This window comes from Geodermatophilus sp. CPCC 205506, from assembly GCF_051383635.1.
Taxonomy (GTDB): domain Bacteria; phylum Actinomycetota; class Actinomycetes; order Mycobacteriales; family Geodermatophilaceae; genus Geodermatophilus.
Map to the genome: position 1 here is coordinate 1 of NZ_JALPKP010000092.1, position 10,766 is coordinate 10,766.

8 protein-coding genes and 1 pseudogene are annotated in these 10,766 nt (G+C 76.4%); 8 read left to right on the forward strand and 1 reads right to left on the reverse strand.

Features of this window, described 5'->3' with window-relative positions:
- Positions 1-383: 383 nt before the first annotated feature.
- The 8 genes and pseudogenes from MY520_RS27350 to MY520_RS27385 all read left to right on the forward strand — a co-directional run.
- Positions 384-686 (forward strand): annotated as a pseudogene (locus MY520_RS27350) (MFS transporter); the annotation flags it as partial.
- Between the two features lie 55 nt (positions 687-741).
- Positions 742-1,668 carry a hypothetical protein gene (locus MY520_RS27355; protein WP_436695859.1) on the forward strand — a complete coding sequence of 309 codons (927 nt, stop codon included), beginning with the start codon at positions 742-744 and terminating at the stop codon, positions 1,666-1,668.
- A complete protein-coding gene (locus tag MY520_RS27360; protein WP_436695858.1) occupies positions 1,665-2,855 on the forward strand; it encodes a cysteine desulfurase family protein in 1,191 nt (396 codons plus the stop codon). The genes MY520_RS27355 and MY520_RS27360 overlap by 4 nt, the downstream gene beginning before the upstream one ends.
- Positions 2,852-3,940, forward strand: coding sequence for a tRNA 2-thiouridine(34) synthase MnmA (mnmA, locus tag MY520_RS27365; RefSeq protein WP_436695852.1), 1,089 nt, complete (start codon positions 2,852-2,854; stop codon positions 3,938-3,940). The genes MY520_RS27360 and mnmA overlap by 4 nt, the downstream gene beginning before the upstream one ends.
- Positions 3,941-4,082: 142 nt before the next feature.
- Positions 4,083-5,951, forward strand: coding sequence for a bifunctional metallophosphatase/5'-nucleotidase (locus MY520_RS27370; RefSeq protein ID WP_436695853.1), 1,869 nt, complete (start codon positions 4,083-4,085; stop codon positions 5,949-5,951).
- 66 nt (positions 5,952-6,017) lie between these two features.
- Complete coding sequence (locus MY520_RS27375; protein WP_436695854.1) at positions 6,018-7,061, forward strand: methionine synthase; 1,044 nt, start codon at positions 6,018-6,020, stop codon at positions 7,059-7,061.
- A 57-nt stretch (positions 7,062-7,118) separates the two neighbouring features.
- Positions 7,119-9,392, forward strand: a complete 2,274-nt coding sequence (ligA, locus tag MY520_RS27380; protein WP_436695855.1) for an NAD-dependent DNA ligase LigA — start codon at positions 7,119-7,121, stop codon at positions 9,390-9,392.
- Positions 9,385-9,744 carry a nuclear transport factor 2 family protein gene (locus MY520_RS27385; RefSeq protein ID WP_436695856.1) on the forward strand — a complete coding sequence of 120 codons (360 nt, stop codon included), beginning with the start codon at positions 9,385-9,387 and terminating at the stop codon, positions 9,742-9,744. The genes ligA and MY520_RS27385 overlap by 8 nt, the downstream gene beginning before the upstream one ends.
- A gap of 313 nt (positions 9,745-10,057) precedes the next feature.
- On the opposite strand, the gene MY520_RS27390 is transcribed toward MY520_RS27385, so the two are convergent.
- Positions 10,058-10,766: HNH endonuclease signature motif containing protein (locus tag MY520_RS27390; RefSeq protein ID WP_436695857.1), on the reverse strand; the 709-nt coding region annotated here is incomplete at its 5' end.

Consider the following 10,766-nt stretch of genomic DNA (forward strand, 5'->3'; position numbering starts at 1 on the left):
CGCGGTCAACAAGGACCCCGAGGCGCCGATCTTCGAGCTGGCCGACTTCGGCGTCGTCGGCGATCTGAACACCGTCGTCCCGCAGGCCACCGAGCTGATCACCGCCCGCAAGTAGAAGGACCTCGCTGCCCCCCACGCCTCGCTGGCGCTCGGCGCGGGACCCTGCAGCGAGGCCACGTCGGGCGCCGACCCCCTCCGGGGTCGGCGCCCGACGCGTGTCCGGGAAGCCGCCGACGGGTGCGGCGGTTGGCGGGGAGGTGGACGTGGGCGACGGCGGAACGGCCGGGGCGGGGATCCTCGACCGGCGGCACCGGCTGCCCACGGCCGGGCTGCTCCTGCTGGTCACCTTCGTCGCGTTCGAGGCGATGGCGGTCGGGACGGCGATGCCGACCGCGGTGGCCGAGCTCGACGGGCTGGCCTGGTACGGCTGGCCGTTCAGCGCCTACCTGGTCGCCTCGGTCGTCGGGATGGTGGTCGGCGGGGACCTGGGCGACCGTCGCGGACCGCGCGCGGCCCTGGTCGCGGGGGTCGGGCTCTTCGCGGCCGGGCTGCTGGCGGCGGGCCTGGCCGGCGACATGCTGCTGTTCGTCGCCGCCCGCGCGCTGCAGGGGCTGGGCGGCGGGCTGATCGCGGTCTCGCTGTACGTCGTCGCCGGGCAGGCCTACGAGGCGGCGCTGCGGCCCCGTCTGTTCGGCGCGATCTCCGCGGCCTGGGTGCTGCCGGCGCTGGTCGGGCCGCTGGGTGGCCGGGCTGGTCACGACCCACGGGAGCTGGCGGTGGGTGTTCCTGGGGCTGCTGCCGCTGGTCGTCGTGAGCGTCCTGCTCGTCCTCCCGGCGCTGCGCGGGCTCGCCGCCCCGGCCGTCGCCGGAGGGCGGTGGCGAGCCGCCCGGACGGGCTGGGCCGCGCTCGCCGGCCTCGGGATCGCCGCGCTCCAGGTCGCCGGGCAGCGGCTGGACCTGGTCGCGGTGGCGGTCGCGCTCGCCGGGGTCGTCGCGCTCGGGGCGGGGTTGCGGCGGCTGCTGCCGGCCGGCGTCGTCGGGGCGCGGGCCGGCCTGCCCGCCGTCGTCGGGTCCCGTGGCCTGCTGGCCGGGGCCTTCTTCGGCATGGACGTCCTGCTGCCGCTCGCGCTCACCCAGCTGCACGGCTTCAGCCCGACCGCGGCCGGCATCCCGCTGACCGCCGGTGCGGTCGGCTGGGCGACCGCCTCCCAGCTGCAGGGCCGGCACCCCGGGGTGTCCCGCGCCCGACTGCTCCGGCTGGGGTTCGTGCTGCTGGCCGCGGGGGTCGGAGCCAGCGCGCTGGTGGCCGTCCCGGGGGTGGGCGGGTGGCCGGCGTACCTGACCTGGGCCGTGGCCGGGCTCGGCATGGGCCTGGGCATGCCGAGCGTCGGGGTCCTGCTCCTGGAGCAGTCGCCGGACCACCGGCGGGGTGCGGACTCTGCGGCCTTCCAGATCGCCGACGTGACCGGTTCGGCGCTGTGCGTCGGCCTGGTGGGCGTGCTCGTCGCCGCGGCGACCGCGTCGTTGCTGCCGCTGGCCGGCGCGGTGGTCGCCGCCGCGGTCCTCCTCGCCGCGCTGGCCGCCGTCGGTGCGCTGGTCGCGCCGCGGGCGGCCGCCCCGGTCGAGGAGGGCGCGGCCGAGCCCGCGGCTACGCTGGCTGCGTCATGACGTACCTGGACCACGCGGCGACCACGCCGGTGCTCCCCGAGGTGCTGGCTGCGATGACCGAGCAGCTGGGCCGCGTGGGCAACGCCTCCTCGCTGCACGCCAGCGGCCGCGCCGCACGCCGGGCCGCGGAGCAGTCGCGCGAGCGGCTCGCCGAGGCGCTGGGCGCCCGGCCGTCGGAGGTGCTCTTCACCGGCGGCGGGACCGAGAGCGACAACCTGGCGGTCAAGGGCATGTTCTGGGCCCGCCGGGACGCCGACTCGCGGCGCCGGCGGATCGTCGTCAGCCCCGCCGAGCACCACGCCGTCCTCGACAGCGTCGAGTGGCTGGCCAAGCACGACGGGGCCGACATCACCTGGCTGCCGGCCGAGCCGACCGGGCGGGTGACCCCCGCGGTGCTGGAGGCGGCGCTGGGCGACGGCACCGACGTCGCGCTGGCCAGCGTCATGTGGGCCAACAACGAGATCGGCACGGTCAGCGACCTCGCCGCGCTGGCCGAGGTGGCGCACGCCGTGGGCGTCCCGCTGCACACCGACGCGGTGCAGGCGGTCGGCCAGGTCCCGGTCGACTTCGGCGGCAGCGGCGTCGACGCGCTGACGATGACCGGCCACAAGCTGGGCGGACCCATGGGCGCCGGCGCGCTCCTGCTCCGCCGGGACGCCGAGTGCACCCCGCTGCTGCACGGCGGCGGGCAGGAGCGCGACGTGCGCTCCGGCACGCTGGACGTCGCCGCGATCGTCGGGCTCCAGGTGGCCACGACCGCGGCCGTGGCCCGCCGGGCGGAGCAGGCGACCCGGCTGTCGCGGCTGCGGGACCGGCTGGTCGCCGGCGTGATGGCCGAGGTGCCCGGCGTGCAGCTCAACGGCGCCCCCCTGGACGACGTCGTGGCCGGCGGGCCCGGGCGCCTGCCGGGGAACGCACACCTGTCCTTCCCCGGCGCCGAGGGCGACGCGCTGCTCATGCTGCTGGACGCCCGCGGCGTCGAGTGCTCGACCGGCTCGGCCTGCAGCGCCGGCATCGCGCAGCCCAGCCACGTGCTGCTCGCGGTCGGCGCCGACCCCGACCGGGCGCGCAGCTCGCTGCGGTTCTCCCTCGGCCACACGTCGGTGGACGCCGACGTCGACGTGGTGCTCGAGGTGATCGGCCCGGTGGTGGAGCGGGCCCGGCGGGCCGGGCTGGGGCGCCGGTGAGGTTGCTCGCGGCGATGAGCGGCGGGGTCGACTCGGCCGTCGCGACGGCGCTGGCCGTCGACGCCGGGCACGACGTCACCGGCGTGCACCTCGCGCTCTCCCCGGACAGGCAGACCCTGCGCAGCGGGGCACGCGGCTGCTGCAGCGTCGAGGACGCCCACGACGCCCGCCGGGTCGCCGACGAGCTCGGCATCCCGTTCTACGTCTGGGACCTCGCCGAGCGGTTCACCGAGGACGTCGTCGAGGACTTCGTCGCCGAGTACGCGGCCGGCCGGACGCCCAACCCGTGCCTGCGCTGCAACGAGAAGATCAAGTTCGCCGCCGTGCTGGACCGCGCCCAGGCGCTCGGCTTCGACGCCGTCGTCACCGGCCACCACGCCCGGCTCGCCGACGGGCAGCTGCGGCGGTCGGTGGACGCGGCGAAGGACCAGTCCTACGTGCTCGCCGTCCTCACGCCCGGCCAGCTGGCCGGCGCGGTCTTCCCGCTGGGCTCGATGACCAAGCAGCGGGTGCGGGAGATCGCCGCGGAGCGCGGGTTCGCCGTCGCCACCAAGGCCGACTCGCACGACATCTGCTTCATCCCCGACGGCGACACGCGCGGGTTCCTCGCCCGGCGGCTGGGCGAGCAGCCCGGGCCGGTCGTCGACGCGGCCACCGGCGCCACGGTGGGGGAGCACTCCGGGGCCTACGGCTTCACCGTCGGGCAGCGGCGGGGCCTCGGCGTCACGGCCGGCGACTCCCGGCCGCGGTACGTGCTCGGCATCGAGCCGGTGTCCCGCACGGTCACCATCGGCACCGCCGACCTGACCGGCGTCGACGAGGTCCGCACCGCGCCGCCCACCTGGACGGGCCCGGCGCCGCGGCTGCCCCTGCGGGCGACCGTCCAGCTGCGGGCGCACGGCGCCCCGGTCCCGTGCGAGGTGACCGCCGACGAGGGCGGCGGCCTGCGGCTGCGGCTCGCCGACTCCCAGCGCGGGGTCGCGCCGGGGCAGAGCGCCGTGCTCTACGCGCCGGACGCCGACCGCGGCGACCTGGTGCTGGGACAGGGCACCGTGCTGGCCGCCGGGCGCGTCGTCCCCGCCTGACCGTCGGCTCCCCTCCGTGGCGGGGTACCGCCGTCCCCGCTAGCGTGCGGGACAGCCGGGCCCGGAAGCAGGACGAGGTGGCCCGACCACCCGCCGCCGGGCCCGCAGCCGGCCCGGTGCCCGCGCGCACCCTGGGGGTCCCATGCGCCGAACGCCTCCCGCCCGCACCCGTCCCGTCGCGGTCGGCCTGGCCACGGCCGCCCTGGTGGCCTCGGGGGTGGCCGCGGCCGGCCCGGCGACCGCCGAGGCGAGCGCCCGCGACGTCCCGGTCCAGCTGCTGGCGATGAACGACTTCCACGGCCGCATCTCGCTCACCACCGGCGGGGACAGCGAGCTGGTCACCGCTCCGGGCCCGGACGGCGTCTACGGCGAGGACGCGGCCGGCACCACCGACGACGTCGTCACCGAGGTCGGCGGCTCGGCGAACGTGGCCGCCACCGTCGCCCGCCTGGAGGCCGCCTTCGGGCAGGAGCACGGTGCGGACGCCGCCTCGTGGTTCGTCGGTGCCGGCGACCTGGTCAGCGCCTCGCCGTTCGAGTCGAGCGTCTTCAAGGACGAGCCGACCATCGAGGTCCTCAACGCGATGGGGCTGGACGTCTCCTCGGTCGGCAACCACGAGTTCGACCGCGGCACCCAGGAACTGCGCCGCATCTCCGCCGCCACCGACGGCACCTGGTCCGACGACGTCGCGGCGTGCGACGGCGTCACCGCGGGCGTGGACGGCTGCTTCGGCGAGGGCGAGCACGCCTTCACCGGAGCGGACTTCCCGTACCTGGCGGCCAACGTGATCGACCGGGAGACCGGCGAGCCGATGCTCCCGCCGTTCCAGGTGTTCGAGACGCCCACCGGACAGCGGGTCGCGCTCGTCGGGGTGGTCACCGAGACGACGCCGACGATCGTCGCGCCGACCGGCATCGCGGACGTGGAGTTCATCGACGAGGCCGAGGCGGTCAACCGGTGGGTGCCGCGCCTGCAGCGGCACGGCATCGAGGCGATCGGCGTCCTCATCCACGAGGGCGGCGAGGCCACCGGCCCGGCGGCGCTGGACCCCAACGGCTGCGACGCCCTGACCGGCCCCATCCTCGAGATCAACGACGCCGTCGACCCCGCCGTCGACCTCATCGTCAGCGCGCACACGCACCAGGCCTACAACTGCCGGCTCCCCGTGGCCGGCGGCGAGCCGCGGCTGGTCACCCAGGCCGGCTACTACGGCCGGCTGGTCACCGACATCCGGCTCACCCTCGACGGCGGCACCGGGGACGTCGACCGGGCGGCCACCTACGCCGCCACCAACGTCCCGGTGACCCGCGAGGCGGGCGACCCGGCCGTGCAGGCGATCGTCGACCACTGGAACGCCCGCGCCGCCGAGGCCGGCGACGTGGTCGTGGGCAGCGTGACCGGTGACCTGCTGCGGGCTCGGGCGCCCGACGGCACCGTGGTGCGCGACGACGAGTCGGTGCTCGGCACGTTCGTGGCCAACGCGCAGCTGGCGGGCGCGCAGGCGGTGCCCGAGCTCGGCAACCCGGTGGTGGCGTTCATGAACCCGGGCGGGCTGCGCACCGACATCACGGCCGGCGAGGTGACCTACCGCGAGCTGTTCGACGTCCAGCCGTTCAGCAACACGGTCAACACCCTCACGCTGACCGGCGCCGACATCGACGAGGTGCTCGAGCAGCAGTTCCCGACGGCGGCGCGGTCCAGCACCCTGCTGCTGTCGACGTCCGACGGGTTCACCTACGAGTACGACCCGGCCCGGGCCGAGGGCGACCGGGTGTTCGACTGCTCCATCCGGATCGGTGGCGCCGCGGTGGACCCCGCGACGGCCTACCGGGTGGCCGTCAACTCCTTCCTCGCGACCGGCGGCGACAGCTTCGCGGCCTTCACCGCCGGCACCGACCCGGTCACTGGGCCGGTGGACGTCGACACCGCGGTCGCCTACCTCGGGGCCAACACGCCGCTGACCCCGCCGGCGGGCGACCACGCGATCCCGGTGACCACGCCCAGCTGCTGACCGGCCCGGCGAGGGTCGGCCGACCGCCTCGGCGGGGTCGCGGGGGCGGCGGACTACCGTCGCCCCGTGGCCCCGCCGATCGACCCCGCACCCCCGGTCGACCCGTCCACCGGCGACGACGCCGCCGAGCCCGCGTTCGCGTGGGGCCCGGCCACCGGCGTCGGCTCCCTGCCCGGCACCGATCCCGCCGAGGCGCTGCGCACGGTCACCGGCGAGCTGCCCGGGTTCGCGCACCTGCCCGAGCTGCCCGCCCGTGGCGCCGGCGCCGACCTCGTCGGCCGCAGCGCCGCGCTGCTGGTCGACCTCGCCGTCGACCTCACCCCGGCCGGCTGGCGGCTGGTCGCGCGCGGGGGCATCGACCAGCGGCGGGCCCGGGAGTTCCTCGCCCGTGACCTCGACGCCCTCTCGGAGGTCGCCGAGACCTACGAGGGTCCGTTCAAGCTTCAGGCCGCCGGGCCGTGGACCCTCGCCGCAGGGCTGGAGCGCACCCGCGGCGACCGCGCCGTCGTCGACCCGGGGGCCCGCCGGGACCTGGCCCAGTCGCTCACCGAGGGGCTGGCCGCGCACGTCGCGGAGGTCGGCGCGCGGGTGCCGGGGGCGCGGGTCGTCGTCCAGCTCGACGAGCCGTCGGTGCCCGCCGTCCTGCAGGGCGGGCTGCCCACGATCAGCGGGTTCGGCAAGCTGGCCGCGGTCGAGGCCTCGGTCGTCCAGCAGGAGCTCGCCGGGGTCGTCGCGGGTCTCGGTGCGCCGGTGGTCGTGCACTGCTGCGCGAACCGCGCGCCGCTGGAGCTGTTCCGGGCCGCGGGGGCCGACGCGGTCTCCTTCGACCTCGGTCAGGTGCAGGACCTCGACGCGATCGGCACCGCCGTGGACGCCGGCACCCATCTGCTGCCGGGCGTCGTCCCCGGGACCGACGCGACCCTCCCCGCCGCCAAGGCGACGGCGTCCCGGCTGCGGGCCTGGTGGAACGAGCTGGGCTTCCCCGCCGAGCACCTGCACACCGCGGTCACCCTCACGCCGGCCTGCGGTCTGGCCGGCGCCACCCCCGGCTACGCCCGGACGGCGATGACGCACGTCCGCGAGGCGGCGCGGTACCTGCAGCCGGAGTGACGCACCCGGCCGGGTGAGCGCCGGTTCGCTGTCGCACCGGCCGGATACGGTTCCGTCGTGACCACCGAAGCCGAGCTGGACGAGCCGCTGGTCGACGCCCCGCAGGTCGGCGACGCGACCGATCGGGAGGACCTCACCGAGGTCCCCGACGACGCGCGCACCCGGCACCGCGACCTCTCCGAGGAGCTCGACCGGTACGCCTTCGCCTACTACGTGCAGGACGCGCCGCTGGTCAGCGACGGCCAGTACGACGAGCGGATGGCCGAGCTCAAGGGCATCGAGGCCGCCCACCCCGCTCTCGTGACGCCCGACTCGCCGAGTCAGAAGGTCAACGGCGGGTTCACCGCGACCTTCGCGCCCGTGCAGCACCGGGAGCGGATGCAGAGTCTGGACAACGTGTTCAGCAGCGACGAGCTGTCGGCCTGGGCGGCGCGGGTCGAGCGCGAGGTGGGCACCGCCGCCGGCTACCTGTGCGAGCTCAAGGTGGACGGCGTGGCCGTCGCGCTGCTGTACGAGCAGGGCCGGCTGGTCCGGGCGGCCACCCGGGGCGACGGGACGACGGGGGAGGACGTCACCGCCAACGTCCGCACGATGGACGACGTGCCGCAGCAGCTGACCGGCGACGACGTGCCCGGGCTGCTCGAGGTCCGCGGCGAGATCTACTTCCCGATCGCGGCGTTCGCCGACGTCAACGCCGGGATGGTGGAGGCCGGCAAGCCGCCGTTCGCCAACCCGCGCAACGCCGCCGCGGGGTCGCTGCGGCAGAAGGACCCGCGGATCACCGCCTCCCGGCCGCTGCGGATGGTGGTGCACGGCCTCGGCGCGCGCGACGGGTTCGCCCCGGAGCACCAGTCGGCGGCCTACGAACGGCTGCGCGAGCTGGGCCTGCCGGTGAGCACCCGCTACCAGGTGGTCGACGACCTCGAGGGCGTGTGGGCCTTCATCGAGCGCTACCGGGAACAGCGGCACTCGGTCGAGCACGAGATCGACGGCGTCGTCGTGAAGGTCGACCAGATCGCGCTGCAACGACGGCTGGGCTCGACCTCCCGGGCGCCGCGGTGGGCGATCGCGTTCAAGTACCCGCCGGAGGAGGCGACCACCAAGCTCCTCGACATCCGGGTGAACGTCGGCCGCACCGGTCGGGTCACGCCCTTCGCGTTCATGGAGCCGGTCAAGGTCGCCGGGTCGACGGTGCAGCTGGCCACCCTGCACAACGCCAGCGAGGTCAAGCGCAAGGGCGTCCTGATCGGCGACACCGTCGTCATCCGCAAGGCTGGGGACGTCATCCCGGAGGTGCTCGGCCCGGTCGCGGCCGCCCGCACCGGCGACGAGCGCGAGTTCGTGATGCCGACGCACTGCCCCGAGTGCGGCACCGAGCTGCGGCCGGAGAAGGAGGGCGACGCCGACATCCGGTGCCCGAACGCGCGGTCGTGCCCGGCGCAGTTGCGGGAGCGGGTCTTCCACGTGGCCGGCCGGGGTGCGTTCGACATCGAGGTGCTCGGCTACGAGGCGGCGATCGCCCTGCTGCAGAGCTCCCTCCTGCAGGACGAGGGCGACATCTTCACCCTCGACGAGGAGAAGCTGGAGCGGACGTCGTTCTTCACCAAGAAGGACGGCGCGCTGTCGGCCAACGGGCGCAAGCTGCTGGCCAACCTGCAGACCCGGAAGGACGTCCCGCTGTGGCGGGTGCTGGTGGCGCTGTCCATCCGGCACGTCGGGCCGACCGCCGCCCAGGCGCTGGCCCGCGACTTCCGTTCGATCGACCGGATCGTCGAGGCCGCCGAGGAGGAGCTCGCCGCGGCCGACGGGGTGGGGCCGACGATCGCGAAGTCGGTCCGCGACTGGTTCGCCGTCGACTGGCACCGCGAGGTCGTGGAGAAGTGGCGCGCCGCCGGTGTGCGCATGGCCGACGAGGGGGAGGACGCCGGCCCCGGACCGTTGACCGGCGTCACCGTCGTCGTCACCGGGTCGCTGCGCGACCTCAGCCGGGACCAGGCGATCGCGGCGATCCAGGAGCGCGGCGGCAAGGTGACCGGCTCGGTGAGCAAGAAGACCGGCTTCGTCGTCGTGGGCGCCGACCCGGGCAGCAAGTACGACAAGGCCGTGCAGGTCAAGGCGCCGATCCTCGACGACGACGGATTCCGGGTGCTCCTCGAGGAGGGACCCGAGGCGGCCCGCGCGGTGGCCACCATCGGCGACGGCAGCGGGACCGTCGCCGAGACCCCCGCCGAGGGTGGCAAGACCCCCGCCGATGGCGCCGAGGCCCTCGCAGAGGGTGGCGCGACCCCCGCCGCGGACAGCGAGGCCTCCGCGGAGCGCGGCGATGGGTGACGACCCGCTCGCCCTGGAGGAACAGGGCTGGCAGGCGCTGGGCACGGGACCCGAGGCGGCGGCGGAGTTCTACGCGCGGGTGCTCGACACCGAGGTGGAGATGATCTTCCCCGGTGGCGCGCGCATCGACGATCGGGCAGCGGTGCTCGCCTCGATGGGCGGCCCGCCGTGGGAGTCCTGGTCCCTCGAGGAGCCGCGGGTGCGCCAGCTCGGCCCCGGGAGCGCGGTGGTGACCTACGGCGTCGTCGCCCATCGGGCCGGCGCCGAGCCGTACTCGGCCCTGGTGAGCAGCGTCTACGTGCGGCGGGACGACGGGTGGCGGCTCGCAGTGCACCAGCAGACCCCGCGCTGAACGCCTGACACAGCGGGGCGTCCTCTCGCCGACGGAGGCGGCTCGGGCTGTCCGGTGGTGAACCGCCGGCGGTGGGTTTGAAGGCACGGCGCCGTGCGCCCGCATCCGCCCGCCCTGGACCGTGAGCTGTGCGGCGTTGGCCCGAGCCGTGAGCTGCGCGCGTGGACCTGGAGCCGGGAGCCCGGAGCCGTGGGACTCAGGGCTGCCGGCGGACCGCGCACTCGGCTGGAGTCGTGCGTGCCCCGCCGCCGGGTGGGGTGGTATGTCGGTGGCGCTCGTCCCTCGCGGTGGCTCGGGCCGTGGCCCCCGTTCCTCAGTAGGGCGGGGGTGTGGTGGTCGCGGTGAGGCCGGTGGGGGTGGTGACGGTGAGGGTGCCGTCGGGGGTGAGGGTGTGCCGCCAGCCGGGGGCCTGGTGTTTGCCGCGGTGGTCGGTGGTGCAGTAGCCGGCCAGGTTGGCCGCGCTGGTGGGGCCGGCCGGCCAGGGCCGGTGGTGGTCCAGCTCGCCGGCGCGGGGCACGCGGCGGCGGCAGCCGGGAAAGCGGCAGCGGCGGTCGCGGGCGCGCAGGAAGCGGTCCAGCGCGGCGCCGGGCCGGTAGCCGGCGGTGGGGCCGGGGGCGCCGAGGCCGGGGCGGCCGGTCAGGTCGTGCCGGCAGCCCTGCGGGGCGCGGTGACAGCCGGGGTCGCCGCAGTCGGCGGCGGCGCGCAGGCCGGGCAGGTCGGTGAGGGTGTGCAGGGCGCCGGTGAGGGCGTCGGTGAGGGCCAGCCGGGGCCGGTCGGCCAGGCCGCCGCCGGCGGTGGCGGCCAGCAGGTCGGCGAGCCGGTCGCGCTGGGCGTCGGTGGCGGCCGCGAGGGCGGTCAGCGCGTCGGGAGCGGTGGTGAGCCGCCCGCCGGGGCCGGTGGTCCAGGCGGCCTCCTCGGCGGTGTCGGCGGCGCGGGCGGTGCCGACCAGCCGGCGGGCGTGCCCGAGGGCCAGCCCGGCGGCGTGCACCGCGGCGCCGGCGGCGTCCACGGCGCGGTCGGCG

Excerpts from the sequence above, each read along its gene's own strand:
- MY520_RS27385 (WP_436695856.1), top strand. The coding sequence starts at position 9,385 with ATGGGTGACGACCCGCTCGCCCTGGAGGAACAGGGCTGGCAGGCGCTG.
- MY520_RS27360 (WP_436695858.1), top strand. The coding sequence starts at position 1,665 with ATGACGTACCTGGACCACGCGGCGACCACGCCGGTGCTCCCCGAGGTG.
- MY520_RS27370 (WP_436695853.1), top strand. The coding sequence starts at position 4,083 with ATGCGCCGAACGCCTCCCGCCCGCACCCGTCCCGTCGCGGTCGGCCTG.